The 25,915-nt window shown below is 47.8% G+C and carries 25 protein-coding genes; 6 read left to right on the forward strand and 19 right to left on the reverse strand.

Annotation, left to right across the window (positions count from 1 at the left end; translation table 11 throughout):
• Window position 1: 1 nt before the first annotated feature.
• From NSQ38_RS01590 to acpS, 4 genes are all read right to left on the reverse strand, one after another.
• Window positions 2-787, reverse strand: a complete 786-nt coding sequence (locus NSQ38_RS01590; RefSeq protein ID WP_339786520.1) for a tyrosine-protein phosphatase — start codon at window positions 785-787, stop codon at window positions 2-4.
• 157 nt (window positions 788-944) lie between these two features.
• The gene (locus NSQ38_RS01595; protein ID WP_339786522.1) at window positions 945-1,601 is read right to left on the reverse strand and encodes a TetR/AcrR family transcriptional regulator; all 657 of its coding nucleotides are present in this window, start codon (window positions 1,599-1,601) and stop codon (window positions 945-947) included.
• 253 nt (window positions 1,602-1,854) lie between these two features.
• The gene (gene mutY / locus NSQ38_RS01600; RefSeq protein WP_339786525.1) at window positions 1,855-3,222 is read right to left on the reverse strand and encodes an A/G-specific adenine glycosylase; all 1,368 of its coding nucleotides are present in this window, start codon (window positions 3,220-3,222) and stop codon (window positions 1,855-1,857) included.
• Window positions 3,223-3,251: 29 nt separating this feature from the next.
• On the reverse strand, window positions 3,252-3,650 hold the full coding sequence (acpS, locus tag NSQ38_RS01605; RefSeq protein ID WP_036614140.1) for a holo-ACP synthase: 399 nt from the start codon (window positions 3,648-3,650) through the stop codon (window positions 3,252-3,254).
• 249 nt (window positions 3,651-3,899) lie between these two features.
• Between acpS and NSQ38_RS01610 the strand changes: the two genes are divergently transcribed.
• Window positions 3,900-4,715, forward strand: coding sequence for an alpha/beta fold hydrolase (locus NSQ38_RS01610; protein WP_339786528.1), 816 nt, complete (start codon window positions 3,900-3,902; stop codon window positions 4,713-4,715).
• Window positions 4,716-4,875: 160 nt separating this feature from the next.
• Here NSQ38_RS01610 and nadE read toward each other — a convergent pair whose 3' ends face one another.
• The 3 genes from nadE to NSQ38_RS01625 form a co-directional block, all read right to left on the reverse strand.
• On the reverse strand, window positions 4,876-5,685 hold the full coding sequence (gene nadE / locus NSQ38_RS01615) for an ammonia-dependent NAD(+) synthetase (protein WP_338590668.1): 810 nt from the start codon (window positions 5,683-5,685) through the stop codon (window positions 4,876-4,878).
• A gap of 139 nt (window positions 5,686-5,824) precedes the next feature.
• Entirely contained in the window at window positions 5,825-6,259 is a 435-nt protein-coding gene (locus NSQ38_RS01620; protein ID WP_091038991.1) for a BrxA/BrxB family bacilliredoxin, read from the reverse strand.
• Between the two features lie 221 nt (window positions 6,260-6,480).
• A complete protein-coding gene (locus NSQ38_RS01625) occupies window positions 6,481-8,175 on the reverse strand; it encodes an ATP-binding protein (protein ID WP_338590665.1) in 1,695 nt (564 codons plus the stop codon).
• A gap of 195 nt (window positions 8,176-8,370) precedes the next feature.
• Here NSQ38_RS01625 and NSQ38_RS01630 point away from each other — a divergent pair, with 195 nt between their 5' ends.
• Window positions 8,371-9,639 carry an NAD(P)/FAD-dependent oxidoreductase gene (locus NSQ38_RS01630; protein ID WP_338590663.1) on the forward strand — a complete coding sequence of 423 codons (1,269 nt, stop codon included), beginning with the start codon at window positions 8,371-8,373 and terminating at the stop codon, window positions 9,637-9,639.
• Between the two features lie 143 nt (window positions 9,640-9,782).
• Here NSQ38_RS01630 and NSQ38_RS01635 read toward each other — a convergent pair whose 3' ends face one another.
• From NSQ38_RS01635 to NSQ38_RS01645, 3 genes are all read right to left on the reverse strand, one after another.
• Window positions 9,783-10,166 carry a hypothetical protein gene (locus tag NSQ38_RS01635; protein WP_339786530.1) on the reverse strand — a complete coding sequence of 128 codons (384 nt, stop codon included), beginning with the start codon at window positions 10,164-10,166 and terminating at the stop codon, window positions 9,783-9,785.
• A 111-nt stretch (window positions 10,167-10,277) separates the two neighbouring features.
• Window positions 10,278-11,525: an ABC transporter permease gene (locus NSQ38_RS01640; RefSeq protein WP_339786532.1), complete on the reverse strand. Its 1,248-nt coding sequence runs from the start codon at window positions 11,523-11,525 to the stop codon at window positions 10,278-10,280.
• Window positions 11,526-11,546: 21 nt separating this feature from the next.
• Window positions 11,547-12,278, reverse strand: coding sequence for an ABC transporter ATP-binding protein (locus NSQ38_RS01645; RefSeq protein ID WP_339786535.1), 732 nt, complete (start codon window positions 12,276-12,278; stop codon window positions 11,547-11,549).
• Between the two features lie 195 nt (window positions 12,279-12,473).
• Here NSQ38_RS01645 and NSQ38_RS01650 point away from each other — a divergent pair, with 195 nt between their 5' ends.
• Both NSQ38_RS01650 and NSQ38_RS01655 read left to right on the forward strand, forming a co-directional pair.
• Entirely contained in the window at window positions 12,474-12,767 is a 294-nt protein-coding gene (locus NSQ38_RS01650) for an AbrB/MazE/SpoVT family DNA-binding domain-containing protein (RefSeq protein ID WP_339786538.1), read from the forward strand.
• 1 nt (window position 12,768) lies between these two features.
• On the forward strand, window positions 12,769-13,161 hold the full coding sequence (locus NSQ38_RS01655) for a type II toxin-antitoxin system death-on-curing family toxin (protein ID WP_339786541.1): 393 nt from the start codon (window positions 12,769-12,771) through the stop codon (window positions 13,159-13,161).
• 80 nt (window positions 13,162-13,241) lie between these two features.
• Here the strand turns inward: NSQ38_RS01655 and NSQ38_RS01660 are convergent, their stop codons facing one another.
• The 3 genes from NSQ38_RS01660 to NSQ38_RS01670 all read right to left on the reverse strand — a co-directional run bounded on the left by NSQ38_RS01660 (window position 13,242) and on the right by NSQ38_RS01670 (window position 17,609).
• The gene (locus NSQ38_RS01660) at window positions 13,242-14,672 is read right to left on the reverse strand and encodes a hypothetical protein (protein ID WP_339786544.1); all 1,431 of its coding nucleotides are present in this window, start codon (window positions 14,670-14,672) and stop codon (window positions 13,242-13,244) included.
• A gap of 45 nt (window positions 14,673-14,717) precedes the next feature.
• Window positions 14,718-16,070, reverse strand: coding sequence for a hypothetical protein (locus NSQ38_RS01665; protein ID WP_339786546.1), 1,353 nt, complete (start codon window positions 16,068-16,070; stop codon window positions 14,718-14,720).
• Between the two features lie 207 nt (window positions 16,071-16,277).
• Window positions 16,278-17,609 carry an MFS transporter gene (locus NSQ38_RS01670; RefSeq protein ID WP_339786549.1) on the reverse strand — a complete coding sequence of 444 codons (1,332 nt, stop codon included), beginning with the start codon at window positions 17,607-17,609 and terminating at the stop codon, window positions 16,278-16,280.
• Window positions 17,610-18,119: 510 nt separating this feature from the next.
• Between NSQ38_RS01670 and NSQ38_RS01675 the strand changes: the two genes are divergently transcribed.
• Complete coding sequence (locus tag NSQ38_RS01675) at window positions 18,120-18,581, forward strand: MarR family transcriptional regulator (protein ID WP_017690799.1); 462 nt, start codon at window positions 18,120-18,122, stop codon at window positions 18,579-18,581.
• Between the two features lie 467 nt (window positions 18,582-19,048).
• Here NSQ38_RS01675 and NSQ38_RS01680 read toward each other — a convergent pair whose 3' ends face one another.
• The 3 genes from NSQ38_RS01680 to NSQ38_RS01690 form a co-directional block, all read right to left on the reverse strand.
• Window positions 19,049-20,554, reverse strand: a complete 1,506-nt coding sequence (locus tag NSQ38_RS01680) for an MDR family MFS transporter (RefSeq protein WP_339790364.1) — start codon at window positions 20,552-20,554, stop codon at window positions 19,049-19,051.
• 47 nt (window positions 20,555-20,601) lie between these two features.
• Window positions 20,602-21,174 (reverse strand): GNAT family protein, encoded by a 573-nt coding sequence (locus tag NSQ38_RS01685; RefSeq protein WP_339786551.1) that lies wholly within the window; start codon window positions 21,172-21,174, stop codon window positions 20,602-20,604.
• Window positions 21,175-21,373: 199 nt separating this feature from the next.
• Window positions 21,374-21,670: a hypothetical protein gene (locus NSQ38_RS01690; protein WP_036614170.1), complete on the reverse strand. Its 297-nt coding sequence runs from the start codon at window positions 21,668-21,670 to the stop codon at window positions 21,374-21,376.
• A 185-nt stretch (window positions 21,671-21,855) separates the two neighbouring features.
• Here NSQ38_RS01690 and NSQ38_RS01695 point away from each other — a divergent pair, with 185 nt between their 5' ends.
• Window positions 21,856-22,353 carry a GAF domain-containing protein gene (locus NSQ38_RS01695; protein ID WP_036614172.1) on the forward strand — a complete coding sequence of 166 codons (498 nt, stop codon included), beginning with the start codon at window positions 21,856-21,858 and terminating at the stop codon, window positions 22,351-22,353.
• A gap of 151 nt (window positions 22,354-22,504) precedes the next feature.
• Here NSQ38_RS01695 and NSQ38_RS01700 read toward each other — a convergent pair whose 3' ends face one another.
• The 3 genes from NSQ38_RS01700 to NSQ38_RS01710 all read right to left on the reverse strand — a co-directional run bounded on the left by NSQ38_RS01700 (window position 22,505) and on the right by NSQ38_RS01710 (window position 25,900).
• The gene (locus NSQ38_RS01700) at window positions 22,505-23,317 is read right to left on the reverse strand and encodes a TipAS antibiotic-recognition domain-containing protein (protein WP_339786553.1); all 813 of its coding nucleotides are present in this window, start codon (window positions 23,315-23,317) and stop codon (window positions 22,505-22,507) included.
• A gap of 558 nt (window positions 23,318-23,875) precedes the next feature.
• Entirely contained in the window at window positions 23,876-25,300 is a 1,425-nt protein-coding gene (locus NSQ38_RS01705; protein ID WP_339786555.1) for an aldehyde dehydrogenase family protein, read from the reverse strand.
• 177 nt (window positions 25,301-25,477) lie between these two features.
• On the reverse strand, window positions 25,478-25,900 hold the full coding sequence (locus NSQ38_RS01710; protein ID WP_339786558.1) for a universal stress protein: 423 nt from the start codon (window positions 25,898-25,900) through the stop codon (window positions 25,478-25,480).
• Between the last annotated feature and the right edge of the window lie 15 nt (window positions 25,901-25,915).

Here is a 25,915-nt window from a genome sequence, read left to right on the forward strand (position 1 = left end):
CTTATTCGCCTGCCTCTTGTTCGATTAGATACCAGGCTTGCAGTTGTTCACGCTCTAAATCGCTGACCCCTAAACCTTCCAGCAAATAATTGTCCGTAGAACCGTATACCCGAACTATTTCATCAATGGCAGCCCTTAAATATTCAGGCTTAATCCCCATGAAGCTTTGAATGAGGGATACATGCTCGGGGTTCTGTACTACTTCCTTGATTTGATCTATCCATTTTCGGTTAGCTTCTTGCCGATATTGAGACGACTTCATATAATCTTCCATAATCGCCTCGAGAGGAACATCAAGGAGTAGGAGAATGATAGCCGAAGCGAAGCCAGTGCGATCTTTGCCTGCCGTACAATGCCAAAGTACCGGACGCCCCCCGGACTGAAGGAGTGTGCGAATAAGCAAACGATATGCTTGTTTCGATTGTTCATCCGTTACGAATTGCTTATAAACTCCCAAGAGAGGGTCCTCTGTCAAGCGGTGATTCATTAGAGCAGGCAGAAGCTGATCCAGGCTCTGTACGGCAACAGCCCCGCCCAATGCCGGATTACTGAACATCTCCACACCCTCGATTGGCGGGTTAGGATGCTGCTCCTGTTCTTCCTTTGAACGCAAATCACAGATAAAAGACAGCCCCAAATTTTGCAGATATCGTATATCCTCCAGGCTCAAATCAGAAATTTCGCCCGAACGATACAAATGGTTGGTCTTTACCACTTTTTTACCCTGATTCACAGGGTAACCGCCTAATTCTCTCAAATTAATACGATGCATTAGATCCTGATTCATATGTTTTAGTAGGCTCCCTTCAAGTTGTTAACTAATAGTAATTATATATTAACAGGCAGTTAACACCTTTAATACTAAAGAGCTAATGTTAACTGCGTATTATCGTATTATTGATTATTTGTAAAAGAAAAATGGCATCCATTAAGGATGCCACCGATCATTGAAAACGTGAATTCGATTGTAAATAAGCAATAATCATTGCAGCCATCTCATGAATCACCCGTTCTGGATCGACCCTCTGATCAAGGTGCAGCAACTCGCCTCGCAAAGCCATGCGCTGGAGGGTCGCGTTCACAACGTTGCTGATCATTGCCGTAGCAACATCTACATCAATTTCTGGGCGAACGGAGCCGTCAAGCTGGCCCTCCTCCAGCCATTTGCTAAATGGGGCCTTGTCCTGATGAAGATAGCTACGGTATCTTTGCTCAAGCTCTGGCGTCGAATAATTATCCTTATAGCGTGTATCAAAAACGGCGATAAATTGATTGCGCTGCTTGTGTTCTTCAAAATGCAGCAGTATGTAGTCAAACATTGCCTGAAATTTCATTAATCCATTTACCGTTGATGGAACGTGATCATTCATAGCAACCTTAAATTGCTCCAGAATGCGAATCTGGATCTCAAAAATAATTTCATCAATGGATTTAAAGTACTTATACAATGTTACCCGGCTAATGCCACACCGCTCCACAATGTCCTGGATGGTGACTTTTGAAAATTCCATCTCCATATAGACCGCTTCCGCAGCCGCTATGATCTCTTCCTTTCGTTTGCCGCGATGTTCATCCAACTGTTTTCTCCAGCTATCGTTCATGAATTCACAGCCCTCTCTCTCCATGCTAATTCATCTCGAGTCTGCCATCTGTTTGGCTTCCACCCTCGCCTCGATAATTATACAGTGTCTGCATTCATTAGGTTCATTGCGACCAGCATATTAGAGAAAAGACGTGACTGGGTTGCTCGTACATGGCGACCAAGACTCCAGTACACGTCTCATACTTACTACAAGGAATATAAGGAACAGAATAAACTCAAATTCTCCATCCTGCTCGTTAACCCCTTCCCATTCAGGGATTTATGTTGTCGTAGTTACCTGCAAAGTATTGACTGATCAGCTTCAGAAATATATTCGGGAATGCCATCTTATCCATATCTTCCGGACCGATCCAGCGGTAGGTCAAGCCATCGCCTTTACCAGTCAGTGTCGGAGTGCTCAGCGCTAGGTCACTAACGTCAGATGATGACATCAACATCTCTCCATCGTTAAGAGATGTTGAGATGTTCTGCGCATTAGGCGTGCCTGGCTCCGATGAATGCGTTGTGGCTGGCTCAGGTGACACAGCTGATGATGAGGCTGTGCCCTCCCTTGTTGCCGCCTGTGCATCGTAGGCGGCTCTGGCTTCCGCTGCGATCAGCGGAAGCTCACTGCTCTGGTCCTGCTCGGTACACTTGTACACCTGCAGGCTCCAGACAATGTGGCTGAACACATGCTCCGCATGGGTAGCCAGCCCTTCCGGGCGGGCAGCGAAGCCTTCCGCCCATAGACTGCCGGCCAGCAATGCCATGGCCGGCTCATCCGCCAGCGGCGCTGCCTTCTTGCTCGCTGCGGCGGGCGCCGCGAGCACATGCGGCAGCTCCCACATGCGGGCCAATAGGCCCGTGTCTGGGCGCTGGCGCACAAGCACTTGGCCGCGATGAGCACCGCGGCCCTCCACAATGGCGACCAGCCGCTGCTCAGGGCGCGGCGGCTTCGCCTTGGTCTTAACCGGCAGTGTAAGCTCTCTTCCGGCGATACGGCCGGAACATTGCTCCATTACCGGGCAAGTCAGGCAGTGCGGCGCTTTGGGTGTACACACCAGCGCACCAAGCTCCATCAGCGCCTGATTGAAATCACGCGCCCGCCCTTCCGGAATGAGCTCTCCTGCGAGCTCTTCCATCAACACCCGGGTGCTGCCCTTCATAATGTCCTCATCGATGAGGAAGTATCGGGACAGTACCCGCATGACATTGCCATCTACCGCAGGCTGCGGCTGGTTGAAGGCAATGCTGAGAATGGCCCCGGCAGTATACGGGCCCACCCCTTTTAATGCAAAGACAGCCTGCTTGTCCTGCGGCATCTCGCCTCCGTGCAGCTCCATGACTTGTCTCGCGGCTGCCTGAAGATTACGTGCACGGGAGTAATAACCGAGTCCCTCCCAATTTTTCAACACATCCTCTTCGGGTGCTTCCGCCAACGCCTGCACGGTCGGGAAATTCCCGATAAAACGATTGAAATACGGAATTACCGTATCGACCCGAGTCTGCTGAAGCATAATCTCCGATACCCATGTGAAATACGGATTGTTGTGGCGACGCCACGGCAAATCCCGTCGGTTGACCATATACCAGTCCAGCAAATTCACGCTGAAATGTTGTTTCTGTTCCTGTAAACCCATATTTCCGTCCTCTCCTATTGCCAAGCTAGCTACTTTTCCATCTGTTCTACGATCGCAAAGGCCGCTGCCAATTCCGTCTGATGCGTAATACTCAAATGAATGTCATATTGCTTATCGTATGGCAGCTGCAGACGTTCCCAGGCTTGACTGGACAGCGAGGCCACTGGACGTCCTGTCCCATCCGGCAGCACCTCAATGTCAGTGAAACCCATGACACCACCAATACCGCAGCCAAATGCCTTGGACACCGCTTCTTTCGCTGCAAATCGACCGGATACAAACTCCGTCATCCGCTTCCCTCGACGAACTGCGATCTCCCGCTCTGCTGGCGTTAAAATTCGTTTTATAAAAGCTTCCGCATGGCGACCGGACAATAACTTCCGCATACGTCCAATCTCCAGCACATCATTACCTATGCCATATATCATCAACGCTTCACCCGCTTAATCTTTTATACTGTAAGAGGTTGTTCAAAAGTTCCATCTTCTTGGTACTGAAAACCGCTCTTTTTGAACATGCATTGTAAAAGATCTCCATTCAATCACATGATCCGTAACTCTCCGAACACGTATTCTATTGTAGCAGGAGGGGCGATCAGAAGCGAGTACCTATCCGCATTACCATATATGCTAAAATATGAATCAGGAATCGTCTGAAATTCTTAGGAGGTCTGAATAATGCCCATAACTTTTGAATTGCCCACTGACGTAGATGCGATCATTCGCGGAGACTTTTTTCCTGCACAACAACCCGCTCAAGGTGTTATCATTCTGTCTCACGGATACAAAGGCTTCAAAGACTGGGGCATGTTCCCCTATGCAGCTGCACAGCTAAGCCAGATGCATCATGTGCTGACCTTTAATTTCTCTCACAACGGTATCGGCGAATATCTGGAGCAATTCTCTGAACTTGAAAAGTTCGCAGTGAATACCTACAGCCGGGAGCTTGCCGATCTGGCCCTGGTACTGGAACATGTGGCTACACAACCTGAACTCACAGGACTTCCTGTATACCTGGTTGGTCATAGCCGCGGTGCGGGCGTAAGTCTCGTCTATGCACTGGATCATCCCGAGCAGGTGGCAGGTGTCATCTCCTGGAATGGCGTAACCAATCTAGATCTCTTTACAGCGGAGCAAAAAGAAGAAATGCGTACACATGGCCGCAGCCATGTTGTTAACGGACGAACAGGCCAGCAGATGCCACTGGACGTGTCTATACTGGAAGACCTGGACAAGCATCACGAACGATATGCTATTATTGACCGCTTGGGTGCTTCAACGTTGCGAGTCGCACTCATTCAGGGAACAGAAGATCCCCAGCGTCTGCGGGACGGTTCTGCCGCACTTGTGCAAGCACGCCCTGATATCCCATGGCACCAGATTAATGAGGGCAACCACACTTTCAATACTGTACATCCTTTTAAAGAAACCACTCCACAACTGGAGCAAGCCATCACCCAAACCCTGCAACAGATCAAAGACTGGAATAACTAACTCATCTTTAATATAGTAGTCACCTGGATTTTTGCGGTTTCTCGTTCCACATAACAAAAAGAGTCACTGTGTGAACAGTGACTCTTTTTGCATTTCCTAAGAGGGACGGTATTCAATGTTGGTGTTAACAGCTTATAACGATCATGCTCATCCACCCGTATTAGATACCAGGAATGGCATTTCGTTTGTGATGTGTGCGCGTATAGAACGCTTCGAGGCGCTCTTGTGCAGCCGGATCGATCTGTTTGCCTTCGAGATAGTCGCTGTTTGCTTCATATGAAATTCCCAGCTCATCTTCGTCCGTCTGACCTTCCCACAATCCTGCAGATGGTGCCTTGTCCAAAATAGCCTGTGGCACGTTCAGATATGCTGCCAGCTGGCGTACCTGACGTTTGTTCAGGGTGCTCAGTGGTGTGATATCCACAGCACCGTCGCCCCATTTGGTATAGAAACCTGTAATAGCTTCGGACGCATGATCCGTCCCTACAACAAGCAGGTTCTCTTCAAACGAAAGCGCATATTGCATAACCATACGAGTTCTCGCCTTAACATTACCTTTGCCTTGGTGAGTCATATGGCGTGGGCTGCCCAAGGATTTGAAACCTTGCTCCACTTCGAGCGCAATCTCGTTAACTGCATCTTCGATATTGGTTTCCACGACATGCTTCAGATCGTATGCTTTGGCTACAGCGTAGCTGTGGTCAATATCGGATTGTTCACCATAAGGTTGGAACACACCAAGCGTTTTGTACTCTTGGTTATTCTCTTGCGTAAGCTCGTCCGTCGCTTTTTTGCAAAGCGCCGTAGCCACTGCACTGTCAATACCGCCGCTGATCGCAATCAGCAAACCCTTGGCACCCGCATTTTTCACATACGTCTTCAGAAAATCAACACGCTTGCGTACTTCCTCTTCTTCATTAATGCTTGGTTTAACCTTCAATTCAGCGATGATCTGTTCTTGCAAACTCATCGTTCACACACCCCGTTTCTCAATGAATGAAATTTGATGTCCAGCTTGAAAGGTCCGAATGGTTCAATAACCTTATCTATCCAAAATGAAACGCCCCGGCATCGGTGATCCGAAGGGCGGGGCGTTCTATTGGAGTGAATTAACGGCAGTAACGGTCAAATGCACTTTTGAGATCAGCCGCAATATCCTCTGCAGAACGGTCTTCCACTTGATGACGCTCGATAAAGTGAACGAGTTCTCCGTCTTTCATCAGAGCGATGGACGGTGAAGATGGAGGATACGGTGCAAAGAATTCACGTGCTTTTGCAGTTGCTTCTTTGTCCTGACCAGCAAATACAGTGTACAGGTGATCCGGTGTAATATCGTGCTGAAGTGCTTGGGACACACCTGGACGACATTGACCTGCGGCACATCCGCAGACAGAGTTAATGACAACCAGCGCTGTTCCTTTTGCATCCGGAAGACTTGCTTCCACTTCTTCAGGAGTACGCAACTCCTGGATTCCTAGACGAGTTAACTCATCCCGCATGGGTTGAACCATATCTTTCATGTATTGATCAAATGACATCGACATTCGGTTTCACTCCTTATAAATGGTTGTTCTATGATCTCGATAGAATTAAAGGCGAATAACTCTCCAAAACAACGTTACATTCATATCGAACATTATGGATGTAATGATGTGCTATTCCTATTATACATCCATAAGCAATGAAAGCAAGATTCAGAAACCGCCTGCGGAAAGGCCTCTTCCATAATATTATGTCTCAATGTCTGGCAAAATATGCTGAATGACTAACGTTCAAATGCCACTTTGAAGGTCGTGCCCTGGCCTTCCTCCGATTCCACAGTAATGGTTCCGTTATGTCGTTCCACAATACTCAGGCACATGGACAATCCAAGTCCGGTTCCCTTGGCTTTTGTCGTATAGAACGGTTCAAACAGCTTTTCCTTCTTCACTCTGGGTAGACCAGGTCCTGTGTCACGTACACACAGTTCCACTTTATCATCCACTATCCGTGTCTCCAGCGTAAGCACACCCTTCTCATTCATGGCTTCCATCCCGTTACGGGCCAGGTTCAACACCACCTGTTTGATTTCCTTAGAATTGAGATTCAGCTTCGGCACATTATGGGCCAACATGAGTTCAATACTCTGACCACGCAGGTTCGCATCCGCCCATAACAATGGACTGAGTTCATGTATGATATCGTGTAACTGGGATTCTTCTTTCTCGGCAACACGATTCTGAGCCAAAGACAAGAAATCATTAATGATACTGTTGGCCCGGTCCAGCTCTTCCAGAACGATCCGGTAATAGTGATCGAGGGAGTCAGGACTCTTTTCCTGCATAAGCTGAAGAAAACCCCGCACAACCGCCATTGGATTACGCACCTCATGCGTAATGCTTGCAGCCATCTGCCCCACCAGACTGAGACGATCCACATTATCCAGTTCACTTCGCAACATCTCAAGCTCCGTGATATCCTGAATGATCAGCATGGCTCCTGTAACTTCTCTCGCAGGCTCTGTTGAAAAGGCATAGATCGGTACAGTTCGGGACTGAAATACGTGCGCACCGTAACGAACGGTCAACCCACTAATCTCACCATGAACGATAGCTCTGCGAATGCTTTTATCCATCTTGTCCGCCTGACCTTGTTCAACAAATTGACTGGCAGGCTGTCCAATGAGATCAGGCGTGGAGGTACAAGGTAGCTGCTCCCTTGCGGTTTGCTCCATCATCTCATTGACAAACATCACTGTGCCTTGTTTATCTACGGTAGCAATGGAGAGAGGCACTGCGTTCAGAATCTGATGAAGTTTCTCCGTTTCGGCTATGTATCGGTGGTGGACTTCCGAGAGATGCTGCTCCAGCCCGCGATAGTGCTTCATCCGTTCCAGCCATAGCAGACTCAGACTGCCCGCAACAATGGCTCCAGCCGTATATCCAAGTGCTGTAAGTATCATGTAGGTCGCAGAGTGTGTGGATTCATTCTGGAGGGATGCGATCCATAACAGACTCGTTACAACCAGTTCCATTGTAATCAGGATGATGAGGATCGCCATTTTGCGCGAAGGTGTATTATGCTTGAATCGTTTGGCAGACAACCATACAATAGGATAGAGAAGAATGCCCGTATGAAGGAGAAATCCGTACAGATCATAGGGATGCGCAAAAAGAAAATAGAAGAGAATATGTAGAATGGACAACGTTATGCCTATAACGGACTTACAATACAAAATAACAAGTATCACTGGTACGATGCTTAATGATATGGGTACGGTCACAGGGCTTGTATCGAGCGCAAACACCATACACAATAACATGCTCGCGACACTTGTCACAGCAAAACTGGTATCAACGGTTCCGGCATGTTCCATTCTGGCAATAGCCCGCTTGGAGAGTACCAGACGGAATAAGGGAATCAGAAATACCGCCGACCCTGCCAGCAGTACTTGTAAAAGCATGTCCTTTAACGCAACCACAATGCCATCTCCTCCTCTGCCTGCACATTCCCTCATGTATTTCTGATTAAAACATAGGCGACAGTATATTACAATATATCCCTTAAGACTGCACAATAGAACTGCTCATAACTCCATTATATTTCAGAAAAAGCCAGGAGTAGACACATTTTACGTAAAACAGACAAAATCAATGAAAAAAGAGGGTAATAACATATGTATGATGTCATTGTAATTGGTGGTGGATCTGCGGGCCTGATGGCTTGCGTTGCTGCTGCCGAGCATGGAGCCTCCGTGCTTCTGCTGGATAAAGGAGATCAACTGGGTCGTAAACTCGGCATCTCTGGCGGAGGTCGATGCAATGTAACCAATGCCAAGGAAACGGATGAACTCATCCGACATATTCCGGGTAATGGACGCTTTTTATATAGTTCGTTTCAAAATCTGGACAACCAGGGAATCATGCGTTTCTTCGAGAATCTCGGAATTGCCCTGAAAGAAGAAGACAACGGCAGAATGTTCCCTGTAACCGATAAAGCAAAAACAGTTGTGGATGCGCTGGTAGGAAAGATTGTCTCCCTCGGCGTTGAGATTCGCACCAAAGAACCGGTCAAGGAAATTATTCAGAACGGTCAACAGGTACAGGGTGTTAAATTGATATCCGGTAAAACCATTCTTGGGCGATCTGTCATCATCGCTACCGGCGGCAAATCCGTACCCCAAACCGGATCAACCGGAGACGGTTATCCTTGGGCTGAGGCTGCGGGCCACACGATAACGGAGTTATATCCGACCGAAGTGCCCATTGTGTCTGGAGAGAGTTGGATTCAGTCCAAAGAACTGCAAGGTTTGTCTTTGAGGGATATCGCTCTATCCGTAGTGGATGCCAAAGGAAAAACAGTCATCTCCCATCGCGGGGATATGATCTTCACGCATTTTGGGGTGTCCGGACCCGTCGCACTGCGTTGCAGCCAATTTATCCGCAAGGTTCAGATGAAGTCTGGAAACCCACAGGTCATTATGAGTATTGATCTGTTCCCGGAGCTGTCCCCAGGTGCATTGGAAGCACAAGTGCAACAGGTATTGGAACAAGAATCCCGCAAGGCTGTCAAAAACATTTTAAAAACATGGGTTCCTGAACGCATGATTCCCTTAATGATGAAACGGGCAGAGATCAGCGATGACCTTACGTTCCACCATTTCCCTAAAGGTATGTTAAGCAACTTGTGTGGGCTAATGAAAGCTTTTACCTTCCGTGCAGACGGAACGAGATCGCTCAAAGAAGCCTTTGTTACTGGGGGAGGGATCCACTTAAAGGAGATATACCCAAAAACAATGGAATCCAAGCTGCTGCCTGGACTATTCTTTTGCGGTGAAGTTTTGGATATTCACGGCTACACCGGAGGGTATAATATCACCGCTGCATTCTCCACCGGATATACGGCTGGCATGCATGCGGCAGAATATAAACACGCTAAACTATAATAGGTATTACACACTTTAACCCTATTATGAATTAGCTCTAATACCAAAAAAACCGATATCCACTATCTGTGGACGATCGGGGTTTTTGGGTATTGTTCCATTTTAGAAAAATTGGCTCGAACTGCTCTTAGCTTGTGATGCTTCTATGCTTTTACACTGCCTGAGAATCCATCAGCCGAATCATCGTATGTCGGGTCATCGCTATAGTTATGTCTGCCTTGCTCCGTCTGACTTCCTTGGTTTCCGCTCGCATAACCCTCATGCCAGTCTTCATTCACGAGATGAGCCGGAATCGATATATTCTGAAACTGATCCAGCTCTTCCGTTTGCGAGGCAAATACGGCACTTCCTCCATGAGATTGTACAATCTCTACGGCAGACTGAGGATCTTGGCGATCTGTAGGGATGTACAATTCCAGCGGGCCGGACTGATACGGTTTATATCCCAATTCCTCTAAGGTTGCCCTGGCGGCATTCAACGCTGAATCGTCTGAAAAGTGCACCTGTAGTTCGCTATTATCCATCATCGTCTCTTCCTCCTTGCTACAGCTAATCTCTCATCATCTATAGATGAGATTCTTCTTCTATAGCATGGGCAGATATAGCGCACGATATGCTCTAACCTAGAAGGAATTCTTTTAAGCACGGGTCAGCCGAACCCATCCAGCAATAGATAAGACACAGAGTCCAAAAGCCACCGCACCTGCAGCTGTCAGAATACCGACGATCCAGCCGAGCCAAGCCAATCCCAGCGTGAATCCCATAAGAATACCAATCGGGACAAACAACATCCGAACCATCATTGAACCTGCAAAATGCAGCGCCTCCGAGTCATACGTTATAAGCTGAACATAGTCGGACGTGGCAAAAACATCCCAGGAACGATAAAACATCACCGTCAACATGATGATTAATAACGCACACACGATGATATTGACCGGAAAAGGTGGCAATGCCACCGCTGCAATGGATAGTCCACCAAGCTGTAAATATAATTTCATCGTGGCCGAGTTTCGGAAAAATGCCTTGAATGCAATCTCCGCTGTCCGATTCGCGATGGAACGCTTGCGTAACAGTTTACGCGGTTTGCGGAAGATGATGGACCGTGTTCGTGGGGCTTTCGGCTTGCTCACCGCCCGGCTTAACATTAGAGCTGTAAGCTGCAGCCTGCTCCGCAGATCCTCCCGCACATCCCCTTCAAATGTTCCCTTCATCAGTAGCCTCATCTGTCCAACTGTAATTAGAAGAAGCATGATAATTACGATTCCAAATATGATTTTCCACGTCTGTCCATGCATCCATGATGTCGTATGAATGGTCATATAACCTATGCCTATGACGAGAGGGATCATCTGAATCCAGCGTCGCCATCCTGTATGTCGAACCTTTGTCATATGTAGTGTTATGGCTTGGAATGAAGCTACTGCACCAAACCAGACAGCCATAAGTGCAATCTGGAGATTCGACATCTCATAGACACGGGACCATAGCGGAGCAGTCAGCGCTGTAATCATGATCATTTTGCCCAGATGTTGCAGACAGGACCGGTAGAGCCCTTGCCTCATTAACGTGCGCATCCACAACGGCCTTGATTTCAGAAACAATACATCCGCTTCCTCCACAAATATCAACACACCACCGGTAAGCATAACGACGTCAATCAGCCCAGTCAGTACGGGAAGCGGTAATCCAGTCGCCCATGCAGGCAGAGGTTTGGTCCACAGACTCGTGTACCATCCAATCAGATAGAGCAGACCCGGCACAAGCAGGTATACCCACACCGTCCAATCCACGACGAGTCTGAGATTTTTCATCTGTTCCCTGAAATGCTCTTTGCGTCTTCGTCTGTATAAACGAAGTGGTGTATAACGCTGGGAAGTTCCCATCCTCTCTCACCCTCTCTCTATCTAAGACGTCAGTATATCAAAACAGTCAAACAAAGAGGCTTCCGGCAATCCTGCCGCTTCACGGATCTCATCCAATGTTCCCTCGGCAGCAGATCTGCCCGAAGCAATCAGAATAAACCGGTCGCAGATTCGTTCAGCGGTATCCAGCACATGCGTAGACATGAGCACACCCGCACCACGGCGACGTTCATCATCTAGTAATTTTAGAAAATCCTTGGTTGCACGAGGGTCCAGTCCAATGAACGGCTCGTCCACAATATAGATATCCGGTGAAGACAGAAATCCGATCATCAGCATCATTTTCTGCCGCATGCCCTTCGAAAAACTGGCTGGAAGATCATTTCGAACGTGGTCCATACCGAAACGAACCAAAAGCTCCTCCGCTCTGACAACAAAAGCTTCTTCCTCCATTTCATACGCGGCTGCGGCCAGATCAAGATGTTCCCATAGCGTCATATATTCATAAAAAACCGGTTGCTCCGGGATATAGGCATAACGACCATCTCCTCCAATCGTCACTTCATAGTTCGCATGTTCCAGCAGACCAAGCAGCGTTTTGATGGTGGTACTTTTGCCCGCACCATTTGGTCCGATAATGCCTACCAGCTCTCCTCGCGCCACATTCATTCGAATATTGCGTATGGTCGATTGTCCCGGCTCGTATCCTGCCTCGGTAATATGTACGTCCAATATGGACTCCTGTACTTCCGTGCTTTTATATTCCGTTCCCATATCATTCACTCCCTGTTCTGATCAGGCGTTTATTTCATTCTTTATGTTTTATTGTAATCGAGTTACGGGCTGTTTGTTTGATCATTTTGAGCATTTTGAAGTACAAACCATGTTATAATGTTATTACATACTAACATTATTACATACAAATGTATTACTTTCATAAGTTAGATCATACTATAGGAGGAATATATCATGAATGGTGGGGCTCAGATGAAAGAGGAGCATTCCAAAAGAAAAATTCTTTCTCGCAAAATAGGCAAGATGGGAAACAGCTTGGGCATTAGCTTGCCTAAGGTTTTGATTGATAAGCTCCATGTTTCTCAGGGCGATGAGATTGAATTTATTGAAAATAGTCAGGGAGAAATTGTACTAAAAAAGGTTAAACAAATAAAAATACCCGAACATGTAAGACCCGAAGTACTGGAAGCTTTCTTCGACGTTTTCGAAGAAGATGAGGATATCCTAAATGATTTAAGGGATCGTTAAGATGACCATATTCCTTTCCATTGAAGAAGTAGTAGCCGCTCACCATTTTATGATGAAGAAGATGAATGATACAGCACAAGCTGGGGTTAAGGATTCTGCTTTGTTGGATTCTGCGATAAATAGACCTCTCCAAAGTTTGTTTGGAGAGGATGCCTACCCTTCCATATTTGATAAAGCTACTGCCTTATTAGAGTCATTGGTTAAAAACCACTGTTTCTATAACGGAAATAAACGTACAGCTTATCTTGTAACCAAGTCCTTTCTGCGAGTGAATGGCTACCATTTGCAGATGGAACGTAAATATGCCGTAGAATTTATGGTCAACATTGCCGAAGGCGAGTATACATTTGAAAAGATAGTGCGCATATTAGAAGAACATTCAGAAGAACGCTAACTCATATGTCGTAACAATGCAAAAAAAGAAGCAGGGGTTCCGGATCCCCTGCTTCTTCATATTACAGTGAAAATCTCATATTACCGATTTGTCTCCACCACAGATGTAGTTCCACTCTCTGCATCCGCATCCACGTTCAGACCCAGATCCAGTGCTCCACGGCTTTCGCTCGCGTAGTTGCTGTTTACGTTACGCTCGGTGTCTTTCACGCTGTTGCTGCGTTCAGATTGAGCCGTCGTTGCACTCTCTCCTTCTGCCTTAGCGTTCAGACCCAGATCCAAGGCTCCGCGGCTTTCGCTTGCATAACTGCTGTTCACGTTACGCTCGGTGTCTTTCATGCTGTTGTTGCGTTCGGATTGAGCCATCGTTGCACTCTCTCCTTCTGCCTTAGCGTTCAGACCCAGATCCAGGGCGCCGCGGCTTTCGCTTGCGTAGCTGCTGTTCACGTTACGCTCGCTGTCTTTCACGCTGTTGCTGCGTTCAGATTGAGTCATCGTTGCACTCTCGCCTTCCGCTTTCGCGTTCAAACCCAGATCCAGCGCTCCACGACTTTCAGTTGCGTAGCTGCTGTTTACGTTACGCTCACGGTCATTTATGCTGTTGTTGCGTTCAGATTGAGTCCATGTCGCACTCTCTCCTTCGGCTTTCGCGTTCAGACCCAGATCCAGCGCTCCACGACTTTTAGTTGCGTAGCTGCTGTTTACGTTACGCTCGGTGTCTTTCACGCTGTTAGTGCGTTCGGATTGAGCCATCGTTGCACTCTCTCCTTCGGCATTCACGTTCAGACCAAGCCCCAGCGCTCCACGACTTTCACTCGCATAGCTGCTGTTTACGTTACGCTCGGTGTCTTTCACGCTGTTAGTGCGCTCGGATTGAGTCATCGTCGCACTCTCTCCTTCCGCTTTCGCGTTCAGACCAAGATCCAGTGCTCCACGACTTTCAGTTGCGTAGCTGCTGTTTACGTTACGATCACGGTCATTTACGCTGTTGTTGCGTTCAGATTGAGTCCATGTCGCACTCTCTCCTTCTGCTTTCGCATTCAGACCAAGACCCAGTGCTCCACGGCTTTCGCTCGCATAGCTGCTGTTCACGTTCCGATGGTCGCCGCCTCGTGAATAATCGCTCATCGTTGTACCTTCTCCCGAAACATTGGCATTCAGGCCAAGGCCCAGCTTGCCAGCACTGCTACGCTCAGCAGTGTGGTCGGAAGAACGATCATTGTATCGGTTCGTGCTCTCTGAGGATAAGCCGGCATTGAGTCCAAGATCCAAATTCAATGCTCCGCTTGCACTGGATGAACCTCCATAGCTACCATGGTTTCCGTAACCCGTGTCACGGTGTCCAGACAGAAGAGATCCCAGTTCCAGGCGCAAACCTGCATTTAGATCCAGATTTCCACTGCTGTTATTGCTATAGCTATCTGCGTAAGTTGCCTGCGAAGTTCCCAGCAATCCAGCCACCAACGTACCCGACAATACCGACAATTTTACCCAACGATTCACTTTTTTCATGATTATATACACTCCTTCTCAATTTTGGTTGAATTAACGCCATTGTTATTGAGAGAAAGAGGTATATTGCGGCGGCCGCCCAGGCGGTGCCTGTGACCATTGACTGAATCCATCGAGCCGTTCCATTCGGAAAGCAAAATCGTAATCTGGCGTAACCAGACCCGTTGTTGCTCCCGGAAGTGCAGCGGCTGGAGCGGTTGCTCCCCCCCCATTTAAACCCGACGAACCGGAGCTTGTCCCTGCGGAAGCATTAGCTGCTCCGGGAGAAGTTGCCGCAACAGACCAACTTGTTGGTCGTTCTGTGCGAGGCTGTAATGGAGATGCTGCATCAGCATCATCTTGCTTCAGATTGGCTTCCTGGTTACTCTGCACTTGTTCAGTGACAGTTGGTTTAGCAGATGATTGCTCTACGAGGAATAACTCGTTATCGGGCAAACCTGCATTGACATCGGAATCCTGCGTCAGATCGGTTCCTTCTACAGGCAATGCCTGCGAGACAACAGGTTGTTCTGGACGTACTCCTGGTTCCGGGGTGACCTCCACCACTTTGCCCGTAGCCTGTACCGCGTCCTGTCCTTCCTCATTTTTCTGTGGTGAAACAGGATCTGCGAGTGCACTCGTATTGGAAATTTCAACATTCGGTGTTTTGACAACCGTCGGCTTTTCCGGAGTGACTACAGGCGGTTCCGGCTTCACACTCGGAATCTCCATCTTTTCCTGATCAGGATTGAGTTCAGCGGATACGTCTGCAACTGGAACTTCTGCTCTCACAGAAGGGAGCTGGACATTTCCCTTACTCAGATCCACTCGGGATGAAGAGATATTGACCGAAGTAACCTCGGGTACATCCACCTTCACGGAAGGTAATTCAACCTTACCCTGTCGAAGGTCTGTTTTCACAGCAGACGTCTCTGCCTTGATCACTTTGGGTACCTCTGCGGTAACGCCAGGCAAGGAAGCTGTACCTTCGTTTAGGTTCACCTGACTGCTTGATACATCGGCTTTGATCACCGGTGTATCCGCCTGTACAGACGGCAGTTCGACGTTTCCCTTCTTCGCATCAATCCCAATCTCTGATGTTCCGGCCGATCCAAGCGGTGTATCTACTTTCAGCTCAGATACACTCAACTTACCTGTGGATTCATTCGCTTTGATCGACGGAACTTCAACATCCAGTAGTGGTGTGGATACCGATACCGACGGAGTCAGATTCAACCCGCCATCCGAATCACGTGAAAACAAATTTAGCGACAATCCGCTGGACGGTTTTTCAGAAGATGCCTGAGCATCATCGGCGTATACATGTGACGATCCAACTCCCAGAAGCAAAGTCCCGGCAAGTATAGCCAGTGGTATGCTTCCAAGACGCACAATCGATTTTGGTAACTTTACATTCAAGTTGCTTCACCCCCTTTCCGCTAATGCGTTGGTGGGACAAGGCATATGAGTTTTCCCCTAGGATTAATTTGAATACAGGGATTTATGCCTGTTCCTCATTAAACGTGAAGGCGTTTACTCAAACGCTTTTTAATCATAAACTTAAAATTTGAAGTAAATTCAAACCTTCATTTCAACTGTTCTAACCTGAGCAGATTCGGCCTGTTTTCAGTCGCCTGCAACCATGGTCTTGGCTGCAATGGAGCCATTCAGATCGGCTTTTTCCCCGCTACGTTTCATCAAATAAATCAACCCAAGCAGGGTGAGCAAAATGCCTGAACAGACAAAAGCCGGCACTACACCAAATGAGGTGACCATGAATCCGCCTACCACCGGGCCCATAATATTACTGGCTGTCATTACGCTGCCTACCGTTCCAAATACCCTGCCTGTCATTGCCTCAGGTGTCTGTTCCTGCAACAGGATCTGAAAGGGTACAATCGCAAACCCAATTCCGACACCTGCCAGGGCAAAGAGGGATACTAACAACAGATTGGCACCTAGCCCGGCGTGCGGCCAAATCCCAACAATAACTCCGGCTCCGCCGATAACCAGACCCATGAGTATGGTACCCAGACCCATTTTCAAAACATGCCCTGCATGCTTCCACTTCCGCACACTCATCGCTGCAATTAATGTGCCTACGCCACTTGCTGCCACGCACCATCCCAGCAGATCACTTGAAATTCCGGGAAGTTGTCTGAATAACACCACAGTCTGTGAATCGGCAAATTGCAGAAAAAGTATGGCTGAAGCAAGCAAGATGAGAGACGTTCCTACATGAGGGAGAGATGCGAGCATACGGATGCCCTCCTGTGTTTCTTTCCAAAAAGAGTCTTTTGGGCGGTTGCGAACATCCCCAGCTGTCTCTTCCTCTACTTCTGTTACGTTATGAATTGCAGATTGGATCACCCGAGTTCCAGGAATCCACAATAAAATGATGCCGGAGATCAGAAAAGAGGCTGAATCGAGAACAAAACACCAGGTGATGCCAAAAGCGGCTACCAGCAGTCCACCAAGCGCTGGACCGATAATTTTGGACATCTGTTCGATCACCGAGCTGATGGATACAGCTTGCGCAAGCTGTTCGCGAGGTACAATTTCCTTCAGCTTTCCGTTTTTGGCCGGAGAGAAGATTACATCAAACAGGGATTTGAGGACAAGCAGTATGTACACGTGCCAGATCTGGTCAGCAAAAATTAATGCACCCACAATGATGATCCGTGCACCATCAGCTACAATCATCAGCCATTTTCGGTTCAGGCGATCTGCAAGCGTGCCTGCGAATGGCCCTGTCAACAGAATAGGCAGTGCTGCGGAAAGTGTGACAAATGTAATCTCCCATGGCGTTGCATTCCAGCGGATACCCACGAGGGTCAGGATTGCGAGCAGATGCAGCCAATCACCCAGATTGGAAATGGCCTGTGCCACCATCAATGTTACAAAAGATCGGTTATTTTTCAGCGGTCGTTGTCCTGCAAACGTTAAATCACTTGTCATCCTTCTTCTCCTCCATTACCTTCCGAATTCATAATATGAACTCATTATAAGAGATTAGGGCTTGACTCAACCTCCTGCCAGAGACGGAGAAGAAGCGACATCTGAAGGATGATTTTTTTAGCATGATGAATGATCAAATTTTAAATGCTAAAAATGCAAATCTTGTGACATATCGCATGTTTTTCGTAGAAATAGAAGTTTACAATTAAACCATGGCGACAACCTGAATCGTCAAACATAACTAACCAACTCATATAAGTTGAAATACTCTTTTACATGAACAGCATAACGGAGAGGACAGAAATAACCTGAAAAAGCGAAGCGTTCACCTAAAAGCTTTCTGAAAGAAAGCTCCATCGGAAGCATACGCTATCACCGGATTTTACCTTTGAAGAATATTTCAAAAAATCTGGGGATAACAGTGATTGGAAGGTTGTTCTGTCCTCGTAGTGGTAGGTTGTAACTTTATCATTTCAACTTATAAAACTAATCTGAAAAGGCGGGATCAGCATGCTGGAATTACAAGAAATCGGAACCGAACGTTCACTTCATCTGTACCGCACCTTGGCCCAGACATTCAAGAGCGTGAATGAACACGCTGTATCCGGAAGCAAAGTGCATGGCTTCAACCCCACCGCATACGGGGTGCTCGAAGTGTTATATATGAAAGGAGCTCAGCCGATTCAACAGGTTGGCGCACAACTTCTGCTGCAAAGTGGTAATGTGACCTATGTGATCGATAAGCTGGAGCAAAAAGGATTGTTACACCGCAAACATTGTCCGCAAGACAGACGTATCATCTTTGTGGAACTGACCGAAGAAGGACAGCGTACCATGGATGACATCTATCCAGGCTATGCGTTGAAGATTGATCGGGCTGTAAGTGGACTAAGTGAGGAAGACAAGGAATTGCTGTCCGAACTCTTGGGAAGGCTTGCACATTCTGCAGACCGTTTATCAGCAAGCAGCTAGAGTGTATCTTCAAACCTGCCGAAAGCGGGAGCGTAACAGAATGTACTGGAGAAGATATGGAGCGGGAGCGCTAACGAACCTGTGACGTCTTATTCAGGGGTTTGAAGCGCTCGCAGCATTTTAAGGAATCTGACACACGCTATCTTTGAATAAACAGCCGTTTACAACGTGTTTTTCAGGTGATTTCGGGAAATAAGGTGTCTCATGTTCCTTACAATTTAGAAAGAGGAGCAGAAGGTCTAATAAGACGTCCTCAGTTCCTAAGAAATTCGTCTGGACGATTCACCAGGATCAGCCAGCCTGTACTTCAAAATGCTTTAGACCCGGGCATCCCCCAACGTATCTCTTGCCTGAGTTTGAAGTTACACTCTAGTCCACTGCACATGTGCCATCAACAAAAATAACCGGATTTGCCTGACATCGGCGAATCCGGTTTTTCATATGTTTTTTGTATATATATCTTCCTCTTACTCTGAGCCTTGTGGCTGCGGGGGAGCATCTGCATCTTCGGGTACAATTAAACGTTTGCGTAGAGCAAGCGTCGTTACCCACGAGACCAGTGCAATGACAAACATAATCACAAACAGGGAATGCAAGCTTCCTTCCAGCACGTTACGCAGCAGCGCCCATTTATCATCTGATAGTGCTGCATCCGTATGTGGTGCGAGCAGTTCATTCAGATCATTCTCCGAAATTCCAGCCTCCGCCAGATTCTGCTCACTCGATAACGTGGAGATTCGATAGTTCAACCAGGTACCAAAAGCCGCTGCACCAATCGTCTGTCCCAACGTACGCATGAACGTATGCAGTGCCGTAGAGGAGCCACGCTCCTTATACCCTACAGAAGACTGCGCAATAATGGTGAAGATCGTGAACGCAAATCCGAAGCCGAGACCATAAATAAAGGTCAATATAAATAGCACAGCCTGCGGGGATGTCCCGCCCACCAGAAAGAGTCCACCCGATCCGATCGCAATTCCGGTTAATCCAATCAATGCAGTCATACGTGATCCAATTTTCATCAACAGGCGGCCTGCCAACACACTACCAATGAGCCAACCCACCGACATCGGCGCGAGCAGCAACCCGGATTCCGTCGCATTACCTCCCCGAACCCCCTGCACCCAGAGCGGCAAATAACTGGTCAGGCCGATCATCAGGGTACTGGTCAGCAGTCCGGCGATATTCGCCACACGGATGTCCCGAATTCGGAACAAATGTAGTGGAACCATAGGGGCCTGAGCTCTTTTTTCCACCACAAAAAATAAAATAATAAACAGAGCGGCAACCACACTCAGTCCTACAATCAACGGAGAACTCCAGGCATAATACTGCCCACCCGCCGACAGGACGAACAACAACGCGGTAATACCCACCGTGAAGGTCAGTGCACCGACATAATCAATTTTGGCCGTACGTGGAGAGATATCTTCCTTCAGATAACGAAATACAAACCACATCGCAAGCAGACCAAACGGCACATTAAAACCAAAGATCCACTGCCAGCCCAGATTATCTACAAAATAACCTCCAAGCAGTGGTCCTGCCAGAGAGGAAATGCCCCACACGGAGCTGATCCAGCCCTGAATTTTGCCACGTTCTTCAATGGCGTAGATGTCCCCAATAATCGTAAATGTAACAGGAACTACCGCACCCGCACCGATCCCTTGAATGGCACGAAAAATAATTAATTGCTCCATGTTCTGCGACAGACAGCACAAGAGTGAACCCAGTAAAAATAAGGCACAGCCAATCAGAAATACAGGCTTTCGTCCATACAAGTCACTGATTTTACCGAAAATGGGCGTACTCACAGCCATTGTCAGCAGGTATGCGGTGAAAATCCAGCTCAGCAGCTGTACACTCCCCAGCTCACTGACAATGGTCGGCCCTGCCGGACCAATTACGGTACCTTCAATCGCGGACAGAAATGTCGCGAGCAACAGCCCCGTCAAGATGAAACTGCGCTTCAAACCTCCAGTTGCATTCACACAAACCCTTCTCTCTTCGTTTCTCTCTTTTATTTAGCTTTCTTGCGAAGGAACTCATCATACAACATGGAATACATCACCATATCCTTGTATCCGGTGGACGTATGTTGTACTTGTCGCAACAGCCCTTCTCGCGTGAAGCCGCGGTTTGTCAGGAACTCGCCGGAAGCCAGATTACGCGGATCAACCAGCGCTTCAATCCGATTAAGACCCATGGTCTCATATCCAAAAGGCAGCAATGCAGAGAAAGCCTCCGTCATATAACCGTGGCGCCAATAATCACGTCCCAGCTCATAACCAATCTCACCCCGGAATGCGCCTTCAAGCTGCCATGTATTGAAGCCACAGCTGCCGATGAGCTTGCCTGTTTCTTTGAGTTCAATCCCCCACCGGATCGCATCCTCTTCTCCTGCCATTTGGTTGAGCAGTGCGATCATGTCCGCCGCTTCGCTTGTCCCAATCATGGGTGCAAGATTCATGTAACGGGTCACCTCGCGATCTGACCAGCATGCGAACATCTGGGCCGCATCCCGGCGACGCATTTTACGCAGACGAAGCCGCGCAGTCTCCATTTCGGGAATTCTTCCTTTGCATTTATACATATAAAGACACTCCGATCCGATCTATCTCCGCAGACCATAATATTCACTAGTCATCTAATCATAACCTGCGCTGAATGGCAACTGTTCAGTCATGGACACACGTCAAAAAACCGGGCCAATGTCGCTCCCGGTCTTGTTGTACGTATGGATCAATTCAAGTTTGAGTGAATTACGGAATCATGGCTTGTCCAAATGAATTTTAAGCTTTGGACGTTTTCTTGCCCTTCCCCAGTAATTCATCGCTAACCCGGCCAAACACAGCCGTGATTTCCTTGAATTCTTCGATGCCAGTCCCGGTTAGGCTCCATTGGTCCCCGTGGGCGGTCAGGAAATTCTCCTGTGTCAGGTGTTCAAGCTCCTGCTTGATCTCCCGCTCTCCAACGCGATATCCCCGTTCTTCCAATAGGGGCAGTGCCTCGCTAACGTTCAAATCCTGATTTTGCGCGAAATATAGTAGATGAATCCGTACAAAAAGATTCTGTACCTCTGCATGCATAAGCCAAGCTCCTTCCCGGGTTATAGCCCTCCGTGGTTGCTAAGTAATTACCCCGCGCAAGAAGCTGAGAAACAGGAGGATTCTTCAGGTATTCCCTTCCCTTTCCGAAATCCTCCGCTTGACTAACCGCATCCTCTGCACTATCTTGAAAATAAGTACCATTTTGCTCGGGAGGGTGATTTACCATGTTTCAAGCTGTTTCCTATGAAGGAACACGAAGTGAGCAGCACACCGCCGTCCTGGGACAGTTAAGTGCTCTGATCCGCGATGAACCTAGTGCGATTGCCAATCTGGCGAACGCTGCTGCGCTGCTCAATGTATTTATGACCGACACCAATTGGGTCGGCTTCTATCTTTATGATGGAAAAGAACTGGTCCTCGGGCCATTCCAAGGACTTCCTGCCTGTATCCGAATTCCACTGGGACGTGGTGTATGCGGCACTTCTGCTGCGGAAAAACGTACCCTGGTCGTTGATGATGTTCATGCCTTCCCAGGCCACATTGCCTGTGATGCAGCATCGAACAGTGAGATTGTCGTACCGATTATCAAAAACGGCGAACTGTACGGGGTGCTGGATATCGACAGCCCGATCAAAAACCGTTTTGACGACGAAGACCGCGTCTTCCTGGAGAAAGCCGTAAGCCTGCTCACAGAGCAGTTGGAGGCAACCATACCCCTTTAGGAATTGATGAATAAGGTGATCGGAGTCTCATCACACACGATGCTGAAGAGCCCGTGATAACAAAGAGCGCAGTCCTCTCAGAGGTCTGCGCTCTTTGTTATCCATTATGATTCACACCCATGTTCTTGCTCGCCCATGTTACTTTATGCATCTAGGATAAATCATGTTCCGCTTTAATCATCATCCCATCCCGCAGGAATTCAGCCAGTCTCGGGTGGTAACCATCATACATCTGACGGAAATTTTTATGCTCTACATACAGATTGGCCAAATCCCGATAGATCTCAGCGGTGGGTGTATAATAACCTTTGATCCATTCAAGATGCCTGCCAATAATCCGTTGTACTTTTGCACTACCGGGTTCCAAGCCATCCTCAATGGCCTGTTGCAAGTCCAGATGAACTTGATCAATTTTCGCCTGGGAATCCAGATAATCTTCTTTTGACTTCAACTCCTGCTTTTCAGGCAATGTGGATGAATTGGAAGATTGGATGTCGGACCTCTGAGCACCGTCTGTCTGCACATGGCTCATATCATTAGTGACTACAGGGTCAGAACCCGATTCATTCAGCAACTGGTGACGCCCCTTATTTACAAAACCGAAATAAAGCTCATGTTCATCAATTTCCTTTTCACCTTGCAAATGAGAGATCGTTTTGTCCAGTGTCTGAATCAATCCATGCAGACGGAATGCCTTCTCCAGAATATCAATGCGGTGCTGCTTCATGATGCGTATGACATCCTGAGGATTATCCCGGAGCATCGGTCCAATCTCATTCTCCTGCATACCCACTTCCTTACAGAAAAGGATTTGCTGGAGTCTCAACAATTCCTGCTTTTCATAATAGATGTCCTCATCTACATCCCCAAAAGCCGGATTTAGAAGACCTGTCTCTGCATACTGACTCAGTTCGTTCAGACTTACGCCTGACATTCCCGATACGTCAACCATGGAATACGCCATTTGAATACACCTCCTGCCTGTCCTGCAACTCCAGAGTTCAGGCTTAATTCATACTGCATTGTATTTGAATAATGAGAGAATATAAGACTTTCGGCAATGCTGTACCGCTTCATTCCGCTCGTGCTCTGGATGGGTACATCATGCTTCGGTGATATGAGCGGCGTTTGGTCAGTTATGTTGCGGTATGTTAACTATGTTATACCCGTCTCATCAGATGTGAACCCGCAGTCGGCTAAGAATTCGCATGTATTTTTTGATATATAAGTTCAACCAAATAATATTTACACTGGCCACTCGATGACAGAATAACCTTCCGATCACTGTTATCCCCAGATTTTTTTGATTCCCTTTTTAAAGGGAAAAATCCGGTGATAAAGGCGACCACTTCGTTTCTTCAGGTTATTTCTGCCCTCTCCTTTATCAGTGTAAATATTTTGTTGAACTTATATAATTTCTATGATCTCCTATAAAAAAATCCTGCGCCATTATCGTGGCACAGGATCGTATGATTATGTTCTCATTGGCATACGGAATATAGAGCACGGGAAACGAAAAGAATCACCCTTTGTTAAACATGACAAACTTCAATTCCGTCATTTCCTCTACAGCATATTTTACACCTTCACGTCCGATACCACTCTGTTTCACCCCACCATAGGGCATGTGATCCACTCGGAACGTCGGAATATCATTAATCATAACTCCGCCTGCTTCGATCTGATCGACAGCATGGAGGGCAGTATGAATATCGTTTGTAAATATGCCTGCCTGAAGCCCGTATATCGAATCGTTAACATGTTCAATACCCTCTTCAACGGAATCTACCGTATTGATCACAACGATGGGTGCAAACACTTCCTGACAGGATACCTTCGCATCACGCGGAACGTTAATCAGTACCGTTGGACGCAGAACTCCTCCTTCAGCTTGACCACCTGCTGCTACTTCAGCCCCGGCCTGTTTGGCTTCTTCAATCCAGTCGAGTGTACGCTGTACATCCTTGGAGGTAATTAGCGCAGAGACCACCGTATCCGGGTTCAGCGGGTCTCCGACCACTACTTGTTTAGCCGCTTCAGCGAAACGCTGGATGAATTCTTCCGAGATGTCACGATGTACGTAGATTCGCTGTAGCGAGATACATACCTGTCCCTGATACGTGAAAGCTCCCGTCACACATCGAGGAACCACTTTGTCCAGATCTGCGTCCTTATCCACGATTACCGCTGCATTCGACCCAAGCTCCAGTGTCACGCGTTTGAGTCCTGCTTTGCTACGAATGCTCGTTCCTACCGCTGGACTGCCTGTAAACGTAATGTGAGCAACATGGGGGTGCTCCACAAGCACATCACCAATCGTTTTACCATCACCGCTCACCACATTCAGTGCACCATCCGGCAATCCGGCTTCCTGAAGCAGATTAGCAATGTAATAGGAAGACAGAGGCGTCTGCTCCGCAGGTTTGAGAACAATCGTATTGCCCGCTGCCAGCGCTGGACCTACCTTGTGGGCTACCAGATTCATTGGAAAATTAAACGGCGTTATGGCTCCAATGACGCCTAGAGGTTGCCGCATCGTATAACCGATACGCCCTTCCCCACCTTTGGCTGCATCCATCGGAACCGTCTCTCCGGTCAGTCGCTTGGCTTCTTCAGCGGCAAAACGATACGTTTCCACCGTCCGGTCAACCTCGGCCAGTGCTGCGGTAATCGGCTTCGCCGCTTCAAGCGCTATGATTCGCGCTGCTTCTTCTTTGCGTTCTTCAAGCATGGAGGACAACTTGTACAGAATATCTGCACGCTGATGTGCAGGCATCTGGCGCATTGCCTTCCCGGCTTGAACCGCAGCTACAACAGCAGCCTCCGCTTCCTCGGCTGAAGCCGAAGAGACTTCTGCCAGCGTTTCCCCGGAGTATGGTGCTTGAAGTTCTTTATAATCTACGGATTCGGTCGGTTTGCCACCGATAAACAGATGTTGTTTTTTCATATGCTGCATCCTCCATCCAATAATTACTTCAAGAATATGGCGGTATATTACCTTATCTATTTATACACTATTTCCGTTCCATCAACCCACTACGGTGTTCGGCAATCATAGCTTGTAACGTACCTGATGAGCCATTGTGGCGATCTTGAGCTGTTGCATTATAAAGGATTTCACAACCTATTTAACCGTCAGGACGGGGCATTCTGCATGTTTTAACACGCCATGGCTGACACTGCCCTCGATCATCTCTGCGAGCATGCCTTTCCCACCCGTGCCCATCACGATCATTCCACAATCTCGTTCACGCGCCACACGGCAAATCTCATTAACGGGATCACCCGCAATCAGCAGTGTTTCATATGCAACGTCTCGTCCAGACATCTGTCTGGTCACCGGTTCTATGATATGTTGCCCTTCTTCGGCAATCCGAGCTTCCAGATCAACACCCAATGCAGGTTCATTAATGGAGATGGCAGGATTAACATGCACGATCAACAGACTTGCGGGTTGTTTCATATTCTCAGCCAGAATCAGTGCTTGCTCCAAAGCTTTATGCGCATGATCCGAACCATCAACAGCAACCAATATACGTTTCAGCATTGCAATTCCTCCTCC

The sequence above is a fragment of the Paenibacillus sp. FSL R7-0313 genome, from assembly GCF_037969885.1.
In the GTDB taxonomy this organism is placed as follows: Bacteria; Bacillota; Bacilli; order Paenibacillales; family Paenibacillaceae; genus Paenibacillus.